Genomic DNA, 15,399 nt, shown 5'->3' with positions numbered 1-15,399 from the left:
AAACGGAAATTAGCGTCTTATCAACCTCAAGCAATTGGCACATTTTGTCATCTTAAAAGACACTCGAACGAGTGTCTTTTTTTCTATATCCAACAAGGACTTACTCATTTCAAAGTATAAATACATAAAATAATGTAAATCATGACACGCATGAATCACTTTCTAAAAGTTATAAAGTAGATTCAAAATAAAAAAGCACTCTTAACTAGAGTGCTTTTTACTTTCAAACAAGGAGGCTACATATATGGATAGTACTCTCGTATTTAACTTTGGCATTGGTATTGTTATCATTTTATTCGTCTTCTTTGTACTTTGTATGAGCGGGGTATAAAAAGGCGATTTTCGAGCGTCTTTTTATACATACATATGTATTACTTGACTTCTATAAAAGTAGTAACCATAATAGTTACAGAAATACAAATAGCTATTCACATATCCACAAATAGGAGGAAGAAAAATGAAACATGTAATCGTTTATGCACACCCGAATACAGAAAGCTTCAACCATGCGATTTTAGAAACGGTAAAAAGTGAATTAGAAGGAAAAGGTCACGAAGTACGCGTTCGCGATCTATACGAATTAAACTTTAATCCAGTATTAGGCGCTTCCGATTTCATCTCATTTTCTCAAGGAAATACACCAGAAGATATTAAAGAAGAACAAGAACATATCTCTTGGGCTGACAGCATTACATTCATTTATCCAGTGTGGTGGGCGGGACTTCCTGCTATTTTAAAAGGATACGTTGACCGTGTATTCAGCCATGGATTTGCTTATGCTTACGGTGAAAACGGCATTGAAAAGTTATTAAGCGGTAAAAAAGGATTGTTATTATCTACAATGGGAAATACGAAAGAAGCATACACAGCAGGCGGCATGTTTGATGCAATGAAGAAAACAGCGGATGTTGGTATTTTTGAATTCACAGGTATTGAAACAATTGAGCATACATTCTATACAAGTGTCCCTTCTGTGGATAATGATGTGCGTAAACAATATCTTGAAGAAGTAAAAGACGTTGTGAATCGTGCATTCTAATAAAAAAACTCCGGCTTTAACAACCGGAGTTTTTTTATTTCATCATTAATTTCGGAATATATCTTTGAAGAATGCTTTCTAATTCATTCATATCTTCCTGTCTAATAAGTAAATTCACATTGTCATTCATTTTTTCTCGCCCGCGATATAAAAATATATTTTCTTTTGGATTTTCCCATGTTGATGTTTTATAGCCTTTCAATTCTTCATATGAATAAAAGTTTAATCCATCTATTACACCTTTTTCATATATTTGTACACTTTTAATAAGATGTATAGCTATTAAAGTCATAAAACAACTTGCTACAGCATGAATACCTAGCTGAATAAAAAACTGTTCAACTGTATCAATATCGCCACTTACGTACTGAGCATATATATACATACATTGTCCAATGAAATATGCTGGTCCAAGTAATGCAATCCAACGTCTTTTCACCCGAGGATACATTGCAATAAGTTTTCCTGCGCTTTTTTTCATTTCATTTATTATATATATTTTCCATAGAACAAAGAACAAAACGCATAATGTAAAAACAAGCATAATACATGACATCCAGTACATTCTTATTCCTCCCTTATATCAATACATTTAAATTTTACATTCCGCATACCTATAGTACATATGCAATTATGCATAAAAAATGCAGGTAACCTCTTCCGGCTACCTGCATTTCATTACATCTTCTCAATCCACTCCGTCAAGTTATGCACAACTTGCGTCGGTTGAACTTCGTATTCTGTTAACTTCTCCACAGTTGTGACTCCAGTGTGGACAAGAAGCGTATGCATACCAGCATTTATTCCTGCTAAAATGTCTGTATCGTAGTTATCCCCAACCATTAATGCTTCATTCTTTTCTATGCCAAGCACTTTCAAAGCTTGTTCCATAATGATTGATTCTGGTTTTCCGATAAAGATTGGATCCACACCTGTTGATACTGCTACAACTGATGTTAATGAACCATTACCTGGTAATAATCCTCGCTCAGTTGGGATGGCAATATCCCCATTTGTAGAAATAAACGTTGCGCCATTACGCACAGCAAGACATGCTTTTGCTAATTTTTCATATGTGATGTCACGATCTAAACCCACAACAACGAAATCAGGATTTTCATCCACAAGTTCAAATCCTTTTTCCACAAGTGCATCGTGTAAGCCTTCTTCACCAATCATATATACAGTTGCGTCTTGTTTACGTTCATAAATAAAGTTCGCAGTCGCCATACTCGTTGTGAATACTTGCTCTGCTTTCGCTGGAATATCGAAACGAACAAGCTTTTCTGCTACCTGTTCCGGTTTGCGAGTTGAGTTATTCGTAACGAATAAATATGGAATGCCGCGCTCTCCTAATGCTTTTACGAAGTCGCTTGCTTCTTCAATTTGTTCTTCTCCGCGATACATCGTACCGTCTAAGTCAATTAAGTAACCTTTATACATCGATTATGTCTCTCCTTCTATGCTAACGTTCTCACCTTATCATACCACTCTTATATTACCCGCTTTTCCAAAAGAAAAAAACGCTTTACCTTAAAGCGCCCCATAACGTTCATTTTTTCTCTTTTATTTGGTAAGAACAACTACAATCGCCCTCGCACATATTTGCTAGCGTTTTCACTTCTGCGTTCGTAAATAAACGCTTATACATTTCTTTTTCATCTTCACACACTTGCGGGAATCTCTCGGCAATTTCCTTTAACGGACAGTTTTGTTTTTCAATTACGAAAGATTTCTCTCCATCTCTCTTTATTTGAACCATATAACCATTTTTCTCTTGCATAGCTGCTATCTCTTGCACTTTATATGCTAAATTCTTTTGATTACTCACTCTCTTTTGTAACTGTTCTTCCATTCGCTTCGTTCTCTCTTTTAAAACGTAACGAAGTATTTTTTCATCGCCCATTCGAGCTAAATCTTCTAGCATATCAATCGCAAATTGCTTATACTCTTTCGGGAATGTATCTTCTCCCTTTTCGCTTAATCCATACAAATAAGTTGGTCTTCCGACATGTTGCCTTACCATCTTAGAATAAATGAGTCCGTCTTTCTCAAGATTACTTAAATGTCTTCGAATCGCCATTTCTGTAATCTCTAAAACGTCAGCTAGTTCCGCTACCGTGTGCTCTCCCTTTACTTTCAACAATTGTACAATCTCGTCTTTCGTAGTACGTGCTTCCCCCATACTTCACCCTTCTCCCTTTTCTTTCTCACATACAATATAAGATCCCCAAAAGGCATTCTCTGGGGATCTTATAAGCATAATTATTCTGGTACAAATGCAGATACAGGTCCTAATTCCTTTTCTAAATAACTGCGAATATTTGCTGGGTATTTCTCTACCACTGCAATATGTTTTTGAATCGTCTTATATAATTCATCATGATTCATTTGAATATAATCTTGCGTAAGCATTTTTCGAAGAAGGATAATTTCTTTCATCCCTTGTCCATCTTCTTCACTTATCACTCGCTCGTCCATTAAAATATCAATAATATCTTCATAGCTTCCTGGATCACGCATAATAAATCCATCAATCATCGCATTTCCTACATCTAATACACAATCAATAATAAGATGGGCTATGCGCTCTAATGCGTAAAATTCAAACTCGGTTTCATATATCTTTTTCTCTTGAAATGTACTTGTTGCTCGTTCTAAACATACTAGCATTTGTTCTATTTTCTTTCTGTCTACAAAATACATGAATGTCACCTACCTGGAAATTAAAGCATTTACATTTTAATTGTAACGCTTTCTTCTGAAAAAATCGACAATTTTTCGAATTCACCTTTTCTCCGTTATTTGTTATAGTTATATTTGTATGATTTTTGAAATTGGAGGAATGGAATCTTGGAACGTGAACTCGCACTAGAAATTGTCCGTGTAACAGAAGCAGCAGCCTTAGCATCCGCACAGTGGATGGGCCGCGGAAAGAAAAATGAAGCAGATGATGCAGCAACTACAGCAATGCGTGATATGTTCGATTCAGTAAACATGGCAGGTACAGTTGTAATTGGTGAAGGAGAACTTGATGAAGCACCGATGTTGTATATTGGTGAAGAACTAGGAACAGGTAATGGTCCAGAAGTAGACATCGCCGTTGATCCATTAGAAGGTACAAACATCGTTGCAAAAGGTCTTGCAAATGCAATGGCAGTTATTGCAATCGCAGACAAAGGGAACCTTCTTCATGCTCCTGATATGTACATGGAAAAAATCGCGGTTGGTCCAAAAGCAGCTGGTAAAATTAGCTTAGATGATCCAATTGAAAAAACAATTGAAATTGTAGCAGAAGCTAACAATAAAAAGATTCGCGATCTAACAGTTATCGTTCAAGAACGTGAACGTCATCAAGATATTATTGACCGTGTTCGTGCAAAAGGTGCACGCGTAAAATTATTTGGTGACGGTGATGTTGGTGCGTCAATCGCAACAGCACTACCTGGAACGGGTATCGACTTATTCGTAGGTATTGGCGGAGCTCCAGAAGGTGTTATTTCTGCAGCAGCATTAAAGTGCCTTGAAGGTGAAATGCAAGCTCGCTTAGTTCCAATGAACGAAGAAGAAGAAGCTCGTTGTCGTGAAATGGGATTAGAAGATCCTCGTCAACTTCTTATGTTAGATGACTTAGTATCTGGGGATGATGCAATCTTCTCAGCAACTGGTGTATCTGCTGGTGAGTTATTAGACGGTGTTAAATTCCTTGGCGGAGACTTAGCTGAAACATACTCTATCGTAATGCGTTACAAAACAAGAACAGTACGATTCATTAAAACACATCACCATTTAGATCATAAACCACACTTAAACTTAGATATTTAATAAAGGAGCCATGTGTATGGAAGAACGTTTCTTTCTGTACGACGATACTGTCGCTACAAAAACTCGTTTCGTTAGCTTTATGGGAGAAAATGAGCGTCACGATTTAGCGCTATTATACTCCGATCGTCATTACGGTAAAACAATTGTCCTTGATATGCAACGCAATAAATTTGCAATCATCGGTGCTGACGATTTAAACGAACCAGGCTACTTAGAGCACGCATTTTCTATGACTGAAGAAATTGCAGAAGAATTACGCTCATTTTTATTTGAACTTATATAATTTATCTTAGGCACCAGCTTTTTAGCTGGTGTTTTTCATTATAATTATTTTAAATTTTCAATCTTTTAATTATAATTAAGAATAAATCTATTTGGATGAACACTCCCCCACTTAGCAAAGCTTGAAGTGGGGGTTTCTAACGTTTCGACCTAACGGACGATTAACGTCAGGGGAGTTAACACATTAGCGAGCTGTTTCACACCTAACCCCTCTATCCCATTTGTCCATGCATTTGGGATTACTTTTCGTAAAATGTTAGCCGCAGCATTTACATCTGCATGAATTAAAGTTTTATTTGCTGAACAATATATGCCGCGCTTTATTCGTTTTCCTGAAAAAGTTGTATTTTGGTCATTTTCTCCATACGTTGGAATGAAGTCGTTATCCAGAAAACTTGCTTTCGATGTATATGATTCTTCAGTTACAATAACTTGAATGCCTACAGCATTTGCTTTGTATGTAATCATTTGAATCAATAAACTATGTGGGATATGACAAAACGATTGGTTATTTCTTTTTCCCATATTTGTTTCTTGTTTCCAACTTTTGTTTTGACCAATAACGATTTTACAAACATCTTCTTCTTGTGCTAGTTTTACGATATGGTGACTAACTTTATGGAAGACGTCTTTTATTTTCAAGTAACGTTTTTGATGAAGTTTTTCTATCCTTTTAGAAGTAAAAGGTCCTTCATTCGTTTGTTTTCCATTTCTAAGAATGCTTGTAAAATGACTCTTCATTTTGTTGTAATATTGATTTATGCTTTTGACATGTTTGCCCTTAACAAGGACAGGTTTCATACCTGTGTTTGTTACGATGGTTGCAAGGTTATCAATACCTAAATCAATACTCATATAACGAGCATTCTCTTCAATAATTTGTTGTTCAGAAGGAACATCAATTACCAATTCCACTACATATTCATTGTATTTTGGAATCACACGAACTTGTTTCAGTTTACCTTCAGTGAAACCTAGTTTCCCAATATTTAATTGCAATTTCGTCTTTGGAAACTTTAAAAATCTACTGTTTTTAATGATGCAATCTTGGTTTGTATACAGAATCTCTTTTTCAGAAGAACGAATATACTTTGGAATCCTAGGCATTCCAGCATATTTGTTTGGATTCTTTTTATAGTCTTTTAAACTAGCAAAAAAAGATTTCCAATTTTGGAACACACCTTTCATGATTGACTGGCTACATTGCGTAGGCAAAGCTCGATAATCATTTTGAATCATAGCCTTAAATAGTGCATCTAGAAAGTTGTAATCTACATAAGGTTTTTCAAAATTAGGTTCTGAAAACAAATTACATGTAATCTCTTTCTGTTCTTCTTTAGGCTTTAATTTCTCTTTTTCCAATTTCTTCTGATAGGCAAGAAGTTGTGTGTCATTCATCTTACCAATATTTTTATGAATATGATCCAGAACTTCTTTTTGCAATGGCTGTAACTCTTTTTCTTGTGTTAATCCAGTGTACACCTGGCGTATATAAAAGTTTGTAGTGTTGTACATATTCTTAGCGTTATGACAACATTCTTGAAAATAAGAATACATACGATGCCCTTTTTTAATCCAAATTTGAAGAGTTTTATAGTTTGATGGATTTTCTTTTGCCATTTTATTCACCTCCTTGTTAAGGATATTATAGCAAAAAAAGAACATACGTTTCTGTTTTTCTCAAAAATAAAATATTTCTTTCGATTCACCTCACCACCTTCACTTACGTTTAGAGGTGGGGGTCCTCTCGAAAGGCATGATAGAAAGGACGTTTACGACGTATGCCAACAACTCCTTTGTAATGGACCAGCAATTGGATAGCATTACTCTCAAAAAAGCACCGTGCTTTTTCAAGGGAGTAGTCTGCCCATTCCCATTACAAAGGAGCGTATTGCATCTGTAGTATGATGTTTACGGAGGTTCCTCTTTGGGGACCTCCTTTTATTCTTGTCTTTTTCTCATGCCTTCATACTACAAGACATCCAAATAGCTGTATTACGTTCCTTTACCACTACTATAAGAGGTGAAGGAAAATGCAGAAAGTACAACTTTCTTGGAGTTTATATGAAAACGAGCAAAACACAATCGAAAAATATTGTAAAAATTGCAGACGTACTACCCTATTTACCGACACAAATATTCGTAGGCATAACGCCAACGGAAAAAACATATACCGCTTTGCCATTTATAAATGTCCGAAAGACCATACGTGGAATCAAAAACTTCGTATTTATAAAGCATTTACTGATCACGTTGAAACAGTCGATATGACGCAGCAGGATCAGCCAGAAACAACTACTACCATTTCCATTACGCAACATCAAGAAAGCGGCATAACCGAAATCACGATCGTATTAGATATTGTTTTCGGTTCCCACCGCATCGATAAAGCCTTATCCACATATATTTCCGACTGGAGCCGTACACGCATTGTGGATAAAATTAAAAATGGGGATATTCAATTAAACGGACAACAAATGAAGCCAAATACAATACTTTCTGAAGGCGATCATATCTCGATTTGTTTGTAAGCAAAAATATGCAAAAAATCCTCTTACAATTGTAAGAGGATTTTTTTATTTCTTCACTTTTCGTAATACAAAATGTGCGCAACCGAAGTTACAGTACTCGTATAAATACTCCGTTAACGTACTAATTTTCGTATCATATGTCGCACGTTGGTTACTATCATCAAAGAATCCGCGCAATCTAAGTTGCTCATATCCCCAGTCCCCAACGATGTAATCATATTTATTTAAAATTTCTGCATAGCGCTCTTTAAATGCTTCTTCACTAAAACCGTCACGAAAGTTTTTAATTACTTCGTACTGAACATTATTAATGCTCACCGTAGCATGAATCTCTTGCTTTTGCTCCATCATTAACTTCCTCTCTAAGCATTCTTCTTTTTATCGTATCACAAAGCATAACAACCAACAATTTCAAATACAAAAAATTGCAAATTAGTACATGCTATGGAGAAGGAGGTGATACATCGTGAAAAAACAAATTTTACTTTCCCTTCTCACTCTTTCCTTATTTGCAGGCTGCCAATCAGCGAACAAAGCTGAAATGGAACGTGAAGAAGGAAGCCGTGTTCTTGTTTCCAATAAAAACGACATGTATCATACGGAAAATACAAATACAAGACTCACAAGAGTCGGTTATTCTTCTAAACAAAAGCATGAAGTATCTAACAAACAAGTAGGGGCCATTAATCGCGAGAAGGTCGCTGAAATGATTACAAGCATGACAGTCAAACTTCCTGACGTTACAAACGCTGCTACACTCGTTACTGATGATGAAGTGTTCGTTGTATACCGTGCAAACACAACGGATCCAAAACTCGTAGCGGATCAAGTATATAGAGCTGCTTTGTCCATCGTTCCTCGCTATTATAAAGCATATGTATCAACAGACCAAAAGTTGATTTCTCAAATTCAAGGGCTTCAATCTGGCGCATTAAATGATACAGAATATACACAAAGCCTCGATATGTTAAAACGAGAAATGAGTAAAAATCCTCATTTGAACAATACGGGAGATCAGACTTTGAATGATATGATTAAAAAGTAAAACAGGTGGAGAAAATCTCCACCTGTTTTACTTTTTATTTTTTATTACGATCCGCATAAACCTCCATCGCATCACACATAAACTGCGCTAATCCCTCACCAAACTTATCGATATTTTTCGTAAAGCGCTCATCAGCGACGTACATTTGACCGAGTCCTTTAAAAGCATCTAACGAATATTCACCGAAGTTTTGCAAGTAATCGTACCATACTTTAATAGCTGCCTGCGCCTCTTTAGAATCTGGTGCATCGTATCTAAGCGTTGCTAAATTTCTATAAATAGCATTAAACTCCTCTTGGTTCTCTTTTGACATACCTTTTGCATATTCGTTCGCTTTATCTACAGCTGCGTCTCCCCATTTTTCACGTGCTTCTTCTTCATATGGGTTATGGCTGAAATCGAATCCTTCAAATTTCTCTTTATTCGTCATTTCAATCTCTCCTTTTGTATGCTGAATTGTTTTATCAATCGTCGCAATCACCTTATCTAATCTGGCACGCTTTTCAAGAAGCATCTTCTTATGAAGCTGTAGTGCCTCTTCGCGATCAAATGATGGACTCATGATAATCTCTTTAATTTTCTTCAAAGGGAAGCCAAGCTCTTTAAAAAACAAAATTTGCTGCAATGTCTCTAAATTTTCATTGGAATACAGACGATATCCAGACTCTGTCGTCTCGTCTGGGGTTAACAACCCAATTTCATCGTAATGATGCAGTGTGCGCACACTAATTCCAACTAAATCAGCTACTTCTTTTACTCTCATTGTCATTTGTATCTCCCCCTTAGTACATACGATAAAGTATGACGCAACGTTAGAGTCAATAAGTAAATTCATTTTCTTTCTAAAAGTTTCATCTCTCCCCTATTTCATGCATAATAGATATGTACATATATTAGAAAGCGGTGAAAGTATGGTTTCAAATACTGTAATTGCCAGCATTATTTTTCAACTCATTATCTCGATTCTGGTCCCAATTATCGTACTCGTTTATTTCCGTAAAAAATATAATATGAATTGGAAAGTGGTCGGCGTTGGTGTTCTTATCTTTATCGGATTCACCCAAATTCTTGAAACACCATTCCACCTATTTATGCGCGGTAATCCAACAATCGCTCCATTTTTAGAAAATCCGTTTGTCTTCGCAATTTATGGCGGATTGACTGCTGGTATTTTTGAAGAATTAGGACGCTTCGTTGCCTTCTTCTTCTTACTAAAAAAATATCTAGAATATAAAGATGGCTTCGCTTATGGATTTGGTCACGGCGGAATTGAATCTATTTTAATTGGCGGTTTTTCTGCATTACAAGCATTAATCTTTGCTAATTCTATTAACGATGGTAGCTTCGCTCGACTGATTGAACAAAAACCCGAGCTTAGCATTTTACAGGATATGTTAATTCAACAACCCGCCTACTTATACTTCCTTGGTAGCTTAGAAAGAATTATGGCACTCGTGCTTCAAATCGCCTTTACAATGCTTGTTTTATACGCAGTCAAACAGAAGAAATATATCTTCCTAGTATACGCTATACTATTCCACGCATTTGTAGACTTTTTCGCGGCACTTTACCAAACAAAAACAATCAATATCTTTGTTGCCGAAGGAATTACACTTCTGTGTACAATTGGCGCTGTCGTTCTTATTCGCAAAATGAAAGAGAAATTAATGAGTGTACCGGAGTAAAAAATAAACCACCAAAATTGGTGGTTTATTTTTTATATGGATGATAACTTTTGCCCTCTTGCAGCTCCCTCTTTGTTTCTGCATCTATAACGATGTACTTATGAAACTCTTCTACTTCATTTTGAGAAAAGGAAGCGAAAAAATAAACTTGGCGATCAGGATGAACAAAAAAATCTTGAAGCATCACACTACTCCGACAACCCATGGTTGTTTTTTGTAGGAAAGAAAATTCCTCATCAGCCACTTCTTTAAATAAGATTTTTTTCCGAACACTATATGCTGCATTATTGTATTCTTTATAGATTTTCTTATCTAACTGTTTATAAAAAACATCCTCACTCACAAATGACTTATTTCGATTGCTTGGATAATTTAGTTTTTGATTCGACTCTGCATAAGTTGTGGACAAGTGTATAAAAAAACAAAGACTAAATACAATACATATCATTTTATTCATGATTGCACCTCAAATGTTCATTATCCACATTACTTTTCCACATATTTAAATCAATATGCTGTTTCCAATAAAAAGGAATTATTTCTACATTTGTCGAAGTATATAGCGTCAACTTGAAAGATGGGGATGAATTATGAAGAAAATTATTGTAATACGACATTGTTCAGCAATTGGGCAAAAACGTGATGATGAATTAACGACCGATGGAAAAGACCAAGCAAACACCCTTGCTACATTCCTCTTAGAAAATCATCTACAAATCGATCATATTATTTCAAGCCCATTTGTCCGAGCTATCGATTCCATTCGGCCCTATGCGCTCCAAGCTAACTTATCTATCCAAGAAGATGAACGATTAACTGAACGCATATTGAGCAACATTCCAATGGATGATTGGATGCAAAAACTAGAATCTACTTTTACAAATATAGATATTGCCTTTTCAGGCGGAGAGTCAACAAAACAAGCAACAGACCGGGCCCTATCGCTTATTCAAGACGTTTTACAATTAAACCATACGACAACACTACTTGTTACACATGGCAATTTACTTACGCTCATTTTAAAGCATTTTGATCATACGATTGGCTTTAATGAATGGAGAACTCTAACGAATCCTGATATTTACGAAATTACAATCGACGAACAATGTATCATAAAACGCTTATGGGAAGCATCGTCCAAGTAATATCCCTTTCCAAAACATTCAGTTGACGCCACGAGAAGAGACTGTTCTAACAATAGAAAGGGGTATCATTTCATATGTACGAAGACGTACTTGCTTTACTACATAAAACAAATGTTTCTTATGAAAAATTCGAACACGAACCAGTACTCGATTATGAGACCGATCGGATCGTACGCGAGAGACTTGGCTTACAAGGCACTCCAAGTAAAAGCTTATTTTTAAAATCAAAGTCTGGAGATTATTACGTATTTTTTACGTTAGAGGGCACAAGGCTCAACCGGGGAGAGATGAAAGAACTATCAGGAGAACGCTTATCTCTCTGTTCTCCTGATGAACTGCGAGACAAAACTGGTTGTACGCCGGGATGTGTGGCTCCTTTCGGATATTCACACGATGTAACAATTATTGTGGATAACGCTATTTATACGTACGATAAAATTTTAATTACACCTGGTGTTCCTGAATTTACAATTGAATTATCCACAGAAGAATTAAAAAAGATTTTATTAACATGTCCAAATACCGTTTTAGAGTACAAACAAAAAGAGAGCTAATCATTAGCTCTCTTTTTTTCATTATTTAGCTTCTGCTGTTTTTTCTTTTGCAGAACGTACTTGCTCGTCCGCATGGTAAGAAGAACGCACAAGTGGGCCAGCTTCACAGTGGCTAAATCCTTTGCTAAGTGCAATTTCTTTAAGCTCTGCAAATTCTGCTGGTGGATAATATTTAAGAACTGGTAAATGCTTCTTAGATGGTTGTAGGTATTGCCCAAGAGTTAAAATATCCACATTGTTTGCACGTAAGTCATCCATTGCTTCAATTAAATCTTCTCTCGTTTCACCTAAGCCCACCATAATGCTCGATTTAGTTGGAATATCAGGCTGCATTTCTTTCGCTCGACGTAAAAACTCTAATGAACGTTCATATTTTGCTCTAGCGCGAACTCGGTCAGATAATCGACGTACTGTTTCAATGTTATGGTTTAAAATATCTGGTTTTGCATCCATTAACATTTTTAAGTTTTCTTCTACTCCACCCATATCAGATGGTAATACTTCGATAGACGTGAATGGGTTTTTACGACGTACTGCGCGTACTGTTTCAGCAAAAACAGCTGCTCCCCCGTCCTTTAAATCATCACGTGCAACCGCTGTTATAACAACGTGCTTTAAGCCCATTTGTACTACTGAATCTGCTACGCGTTCTGGTTCTTGTAAATCAAGCTCAGTTGGTAAGCCTGTTTTAACCGCACAAAAACGACAAGCACGTGTACAAACCGCACCTAAAATCATAAATGTTGCTGTTTTTCTTACAGCCCAGCATTCATGAATATTCGGACATTTTGCCTCTTCACAAACGGTATGAAGATTCTTAGAACGCATCATTTTCTTTAAGCCTGTATAGTTTTCATTCGTGTTTAACTTAATTTTCAACCATTCGGGCTTGCGCTTATATTCTGTTTGTTTTGTCATGGTTATCAACTCCGCACAATATGAAATAGTTTACCGTGTTCGCTTCTTTCAATGTAACATATCTATTCTAACGTATGAAAGCGATTTGCTCAAATGAAGATTCTAAGATTTTTTCCAATCGTTCCCTATAATGAAATACTCCGTATATCCCACACTAAAAAGAGTGATGTTGTGAAAGGAGTCTATTTCATGCTTCGAAAAATTTCTCTTTTGCTTTCTATTTGTTTTCTTCTCCACCAAAACATCGCTTACGGTGAAGATAATCAGCAAAGCATATACGAAAAGCGCATGGCACTATATAAAGAAACCGAGCAGTCTTCAGGCATTCCATGGTATTACTTAGCTGCAATGGATCAATATGAAAGAAATATACGGAGCGTAAGAAAAGATATTCCGAAAAAACCAGATGCCATCATTTCCCTTTATTTCAAACCAGAAATATGGGCTGGACCTATTAATAGTAACGATACTCTCCCCCATACAATTTCTCTATTTGGCGGAATAGGTTTAGATGGTGACAAAGATGGATTTGCAAATGCAAATAGCGACCGTGATCTTCTGCATACCGCAGCGACTATTTTAAGGAAACAAGGAACGTCAGAAGACCGTATTAAAATTATGCTCTGGGAATATTATAGACGTGCAAAAACAGTTGATTTAATTAGCGAATATGCCCAAATTTATAAACATTATGGCCGTATTAATTTAGAGGGAAATGCTTTTCCTCTTCCGATCCGTAGTGACCATAGCTACCGTAGTACTTTCGGCGCTGGAAGAAGTTTTGGCGGCAGAAGGATTCATGAAGGAACAGATATTTTCGCCGGATATGGCGTGCCAGTAAGATCGACTTGCTATGGCATTATTGAAACGAAAGGTTGGAACCGCCTTGGTGGATGGCGCATTGGTATTCGTGACCTTCATAACAATTACCATTATTACGCTCATTTAGGCGGGTTCTCAAAAGAAATACAGCTTGGACAAATTGTTGAGCCAGGGAAAGTAATCGGATTTGTTGGTAGCACTGGTTATGGACCTCCTGGTACAGCCGGAAAATTTCCGCCCCACTTACATTTTGGCATATATAAAGACAATGGCTATACAGAATGGGCCTTCGATCCATACATGCATTTAAGCCTTTGGGAACGCAAAGAACGAGCAAATACAAAACGATAACCGTAGCTGCATTGCTACGGTTATTTTTTATCCATTAAAAGCCTGGCTGAGCCGGATTTCACTTTATTTACAACTAACTATCTGTTTTCTTTTTATCAGGTACAGCAACACTTCCACTTCCATAATACGTAGGCACTTCCCCTTGAACGATACGCGTCGCAATCGGAACATTTTGTTTCACCGTTATCTCTTTCGTATGAAATGGAATAATTACTTGCAATGTTACTTCCATTTCCATAACAATTTGAATCGCTGTAGTATTAATCCCATGCGGCTCAATTTTTTGTTTAATATCTGTATTCACATGCCCAATTGGCGTGAAATGAATCGGAATATCTGGTCCTATATTACCAAGAAGCGCATTATCAGTTACACGCCCAAAAGGAACTGCCATAGTCGCCCCGTTTTTTTCAGAAATACCTAGCTCCTTCAACTTCCCTTGTTCTACTTGCTGCAAATATTTTTCTATGTACATGGTCGTTGACGTTACGATTTCATTTACTTGCTTTGTATTTAAATTAATTGTAGATACTTTTCCGTTTTTATCATTCTGTACTTTCATTAATGAATCTACATCGAATCCTTCATTAATTCGATCCTTTACTGCCTTCGTCATAATTGCCGTCGCCATTTTATGCGTCTCTACTTCCCCATATTTAATTAAGGTCGGCTGAATATTATTATTCACAATCCACAACCCTTGCGTAAGTAATATAATAAAAAGAATAAACGACATAAGCAGTATATACCGAAAGGCAATAGGTCCCCTTCGAAACCGCGAGTTTTTCGAGCGAAATATACTCATAAAAAAACCTCCTTCTTATATCATTTCTATGCAAGAAGGAGGGACGATATATGCTTATCTCATTTTTAATAATGCTTCTTTTCCAATCGTTCCTGCTGGAATGCCTAATGCTTCAGCTCCAGTCGTTACCGATTCTAGCGGCGCTTCAAGAAGTTGTTCAATCGTTCTTACACCAACCGCACGGCCAGCAATAATTCCTCGATCACCTAACTTCTCATTTAAAAGACCTACATCTAATGCACCACACATAATATATCCTTTATCGCTCATTACAGCTAGCAAATTTGTCTTTGGAAGTTTCACGCTAACCGCAATAAACGTATAATTATCAATTATAATTGGCTCCACATTAACCATAGTTCACACTCCTCTCTTTCTTATCTGTATGACAAGAGAA

The 15,399-nt window shown here is 36.5% G+C and carries 20 protein-coding genes; 9 read left to right on the top strand and 11 right to left on the bottom strand.

All coding sequences use genetic code 11. From position 1 onward, the window contains the following. The first annotated feature begins 457 nt into the window (after positions 1 to 457). The gene (locus tag BLT20_RS26290; RefSeq protein ID WP_000683440.1) at positions 458 to 1,039 is read left to right on the top strand and encodes an NAD(P)H-dependent oxidoreductase; all 582 of its coding nucleotides are present in this window, start codon (positions 458 to 460) and stop codon (positions 1,037 to 1,039) included. 34 nt (positions 1,040 to 1,073) lie between these two features. Here the strand turns inward: BLT20_RS26290 and BLT20_RS26285 are convergent, their stop codons facing one another. The 4 genes from BLT20_RS26285 to BLT20_RS26270 form a co-directional block, all read right to left on the bottom strand. Beyond that, on the bottom strand, positions 1,074 to 1,604 hold the full coding sequence (locus BLT20_RS26285; protein WP_000289908.1) for a hypothetical protein: 531 nt from the start codon (positions 1,602 to 1,604) through the stop codon (positions 1,074 to 1,076). 113 nt (positions 1,605 to 1,717) lie between these two features. Then, entirely contained in the window at positions 1,718 to 2,482 is a 765-nt protein-coding gene (locus BLT20_RS26280) for a TIGR01457 family HAD-type hydrolase (RefSeq protein WP_000276467.1), read from the bottom strand. 109 nt (positions 2,483 to 2,591) lie between these two features. After that, positions 2,592 to 3,224 (bottom strand): helix-turn-helix transcriptional regulator, encoded by a 633-nt coding sequence (locus BLT20_RS26275; RefSeq protein WP_000503345.1) that lies wholly within the window; start codon positions 3,222 to 3,224, stop codon positions 2,592 to 2,594. An 80-nt stretch (positions 3,225 to 3,304) separates the two neighbouring features. After that, positions 3,305 to 3,745, bottom strand: a complete 441-nt coding sequence (locus tag BLT20_RS26270) for a DUF86 domain-containing protein (protein WP_000274006.1) — start codon at positions 3,743 to 3,745, stop codon at positions 3,305 to 3,307. A 147-nt stretch (positions 3,746 to 3,892) separates the two neighbouring features. On the opposite strand from BLT20_RS26270, the gene glpX reads away from it, so the two are divergent. Together glpX and BLT20_RS26260 are read left to right on the top strand one after the other, a co-directional pair. Next, positions 3,893 to 4,864, top strand: a complete 972-nt coding sequence (glpX, locus tag BLT20_RS26265) for a class II fructose-bisphosphatase (RefSeq protein WP_000439090.1) — start codon at positions 3,893 to 3,895, stop codon at positions 4,862 to 4,864. A 16-nt stretch (positions 4,865 to 4,880) separates the two neighbouring features. Continuing rightward, complete coding sequence (locus tag BLT20_RS26260) at positions 4,881 to 5,147, top strand: DUF3055 domain-containing protein (RefSeq protein ID WP_000392606.1); 267 nt, start codon at positions 4,881 to 4,883, stop codon at positions 5,145 to 5,147. 149 nt (positions 5,148 to 5,296) lie between these two features. Here the strand turns inward: BLT20_RS26260 and BLT20_RS26255 are convergent, their stop codons facing one another. After that, entirely contained in the window at positions 5,297 to 6,766 is a 1,470-nt protein-coding gene (locus BLT20_RS26255; RefSeq protein ID WP_001040868.1) for an RNA-guided endonuclease InsQ/TnpB family protein, read from the bottom strand. Between the two features lie 413 nt (positions 6,767 to 7,179). On the opposite strand from BLT20_RS26255, the gene BLT20_RS26245 reads away from it, so the two are divergent. Continuing rightward, positions 7,180 to 7,677, top strand: coding sequence for a hypothetical protein (locus BLT20_RS26245; RefSeq protein ID WP_001174567.1), 498 nt, complete (start codon positions 7,180 to 7,182; stop codon positions 7,675 to 7,677). A 45-nt stretch (positions 7,678 to 7,722) separates the two neighbouring features. Here BLT20_RS26245 and BLT20_RS26240 read toward each other — a convergent pair whose 3' ends face one another. After that, complete coding sequence (locus BLT20_RS26240) at positions 7,723 to 8,025, bottom strand: YutD family protein (RefSeq protein ID WP_000435943.1); 303 nt, start codon at positions 8,023 to 8,025, stop codon at positions 7,723 to 7,725. Positions 8,026 to 8,143: 118 nt separating this feature from the next. Here BLT20_RS26240 and BLT20_RS26235 point away from each other — a divergent pair, with 118 nt between their 5' ends. Next, complete coding sequence (locus BLT20_RS26235) at positions 8,144 to 8,722, top strand: YhcN/YlaJ family sporulation lipoprotein (RefSeq protein ID WP_000744132.1); 579 nt, start codon at positions 8,144 to 8,146, stop codon at positions 8,720 to 8,722. A gap of 34 nt (positions 8,723 to 8,756) precedes the next feature. Here the strand turns inward: BLT20_RS26235 and BLT20_RS26230 are convergent, their stop codons facing one another. Further along, positions 8,757 to 9,491: a MerR family transcriptional regulator gene (locus BLT20_RS26230; protein ID WP_000178779.1), complete on the bottom strand. Its 735-nt coding sequence runs from the start codon at positions 9,489 to 9,491 to the stop codon at positions 8,757 to 8,759. Positions 9,492 to 9,591: 100 nt separating this feature from the next. Between BLT20_RS26230 and BLT20_RS26225 the strand changes: the two genes are divergently transcribed. Then, positions 9,592 to 10,407 (top strand): YhfC family intramembrane metalloprotease, encoded by an 816-nt coding sequence (locus BLT20_RS26225; RefSeq protein ID WP_033684597.1) that lies wholly within the window; start codon positions 9,592 to 9,594, stop codon positions 10,405 to 10,407. 25 nt (positions 10,408 to 10,432) lie between these two features. Here BLT20_RS26225 and BLT20_RS26220 read toward each other — a convergent pair whose 3' ends face one another. Beyond that, positions 10,433 to 10,864 (bottom strand): hypothetical protein, encoded by a 432-nt coding sequence (locus BLT20_RS26220; protein ID WP_001038434.1) that lies wholly within the window; start codon positions 10,862 to 10,864, stop codon positions 10,433 to 10,435. Positions 10,865 to 10,997: 133 nt separating this feature from the next. Here BLT20_RS26220 and BLT20_RS26215 point away from each other — a divergent pair, with 133 nt between their 5' ends. Both BLT20_RS26215 and BLT20_RS26210 read left to right on the top strand, forming a co-directional pair. Continuing rightward, a complete protein-coding gene (locus BLT20_RS26215; RefSeq protein ID WP_000721022.1) occupies positions 10,998 to 11,552 on the top strand; it encodes a histidine phosphatase family protein in 555 nt (184 codons plus the stop codon). Positions 11,553 to 11,626: 74 nt separating this feature from the next. After that, positions 11,627 to 12,106: a YbaK/EbsC family protein gene (locus BLT20_RS26210; RefSeq protein WP_000272746.1), complete on the top strand. Its 480-nt coding sequence runs from the start codon at positions 11,627 to 11,629 to the stop codon at positions 12,104 to 12,106. 21 nt (positions 12,107 to 12,127) lie between these two features. Here BLT20_RS26210 and lipA read toward each other — a convergent pair whose 3' ends face one another. After that, positions 12,128 to 13,024 carry a lipoyl synthase gene (lipA, locus tag BLT20_RS26205; RefSeq protein ID WP_000166372.1) on the bottom strand — a complete coding sequence of 299 codons (897 nt, stop codon included), beginning with the start codon at positions 13,022 to 13,024 and terminating at the stop codon, positions 12,128 to 12,130. Positions 13,025 to 13,213: 189 nt separating this feature from the next. On the opposite strand from lipA, the gene BLT20_RS26200 reads away from it, so the two are divergent. Next, positions 13,214 to 14,197: a M23 family metallopeptidase gene (locus BLT20_RS26200; protein ID WP_000944663.1), complete on the top strand. Its 984-nt coding sequence runs from the start codon at positions 13,214 to 13,216 to the stop codon at positions 14,195 to 14,197. A gap of 73 nt (positions 14,198 to 14,270) precedes the next feature. Here the strand turns inward: BLT20_RS26200 and yunB are convergent, their stop codons facing one another. Continuing rightward, on the bottom strand, positions 14,271 to 15,002 hold the full coding sequence (gene yunB / locus BLT20_RS26195) for a sporulation protein YunB (RefSeq protein ID WP_033684598.1): 732 nt from the start codon (positions 15,000 to 15,002) through the stop codon (positions 14,271 to 14,273). Positions 15,003 to 15,056: 54 nt separating this feature from the next. Beyond that, positions 15,057 to 15,359 (bottom strand): YunC family protein, encoded by a 303-nt coding sequence (locus BLT20_RS26190; RefSeq protein ID WP_000248466.1) that lies wholly within the window; start codon positions 15,357 to 15,359, stop codon positions 15,057 to 15,059. Positions 15,360 to 15,399: the final 40 nt, after the last annotated feature.

The organism is Bacillus sp. cl96, from assembly GCF_900100505.1.
GTDB lineage: Bacteria > Bacillota > Bacilli > Bacillales > Bacillaceae_G > Bacillus_A > Bacillus_A cereus.
The sequence above is the reverse complement of the archived record's forward strand: the minus strand, read 5'-3'. Positions and strand labels throughout refer to the sequence as shown.

Bases quoted from the DNA above. Each gene is read 5' to 3' on its own strand.
- BLT20_RS26290 (WP_000683440.1), top strand. From the start codon at position 458: ATGAAACATGTAATCGTTTATGCACACCCGAATACAGAAAGCTTCAAC.
- BLT20_RS26285 (WP_000289908.1), bottom strand. From the start codon at position 1,604: ATGTACTGGATGTCATGTATTATGCTTGTTTTTACATTATGCGTTTTG.
- BLT20_RS26280 (WP_000276467.1), bottom strand. From the start codon at position 2,482: ATGTATAAAGGTTACTTAATTGACTTAGACGGTACGATGTATCGCGGA.
- BLT20_RS26275 (WP_000503345.1), bottom strand. From the start codon at position 3,224: ATGGGGGAAGCACGTACTACGAAAGACGAGATTGTACAATTGTTGAAA.
- BLT20_RS26270 (WP_000274006.1), bottom strand. From the start codon at position 3,745: ATGTATTTTGTAGACAGAAAGAAAATAGAACAAATGCTAGTATGTTTA.
- BLT20_RS26260 (WP_000392606.1), top strand. From the start codon at position 4,881: ATGGAAGAACGTTTCTTTCTGTACGACGATACTGTCGCTACAAAAACT.
- BLT20_RS26255 (WP_001040868.1), bottom strand. From the start codon at position 6,766: ATGGCAAAAGAAAATCCATCAAACTATAAAACTCTTCAAATTTGGATT.
- BLT20_RS26245 (WP_001174567.1), top strand. From the start codon at position 7,180: ATGCAGAAAGTACAACTTTCTTGGAGTTTATATGAAAACGAGCAAAAC.
- BLT20_RS26240 (WP_000435943.1), bottom strand. From the start codon at position 8,025: ATGGAGCAAAAGCAAGAGATTCATGCTACGGTGAGCATTAATAATGTT.
- BLT20_RS26230 (WP_000178779.1), bottom strand. From the start codon at position 9,491: ATGACAATGAGAGTAAAAGAAGTAGCTGATTTAGTTGGAATTAGTGTG.
- BLT20_RS26225 (WP_033684597.1), top strand. From the start codon at position 9,592: ATGCATAATAGATATGTACATATATTAGAAAGCGGTGAAAGTATGGTT.
- BLT20_RS26220 (WP_001038434.1), bottom strand. From the start codon at position 10,864: ATGAATAAAATGATATGTATTGTATTTAGTCTTTGTTTTTTTATACAC.
- BLT20_RS26215 (WP_000721022.1), top strand. From the start codon at position 10,998: ATGAAGAAAATTATTGTAATACGACATTGTTCAGCAATTGGGCAAAAA.
- BLT20_RS26210 (WP_000272746.1), top strand. From the start codon at position 11,627: ATGTACGAAGACGTACTTGCTTTACTACATAAAACAAATGTTTCTTAT.
- lipA (WP_000166372.1), bottom strand. From the start codon at position 13,024: ATGACAAAACAAACAGAATATAAGCGCAAGCCCGAATGGTTGAAAATT.
- BLT20_RS26200 (WP_000944663.1), top strand. From the start codon at position 13,214: ATGCTTCGAAAAATTTCTCTTTTGCTTTCTATTTGTTTTCTTCTCCAC.
- yunB (WP_033684598.1), bottom strand. From the start codon at position 15,002: ATGAGTATATTTCGCTCGAAAAACTCGCGGTTTCGAAGGGGACCTATT.
- BLT20_RS26190 (WP_000248466.1), bottom strand. From the start codon at position 15,359: ATGGTTAATGTGGAGCCAATTATAATTGATAATTATACGTTTATTGCG.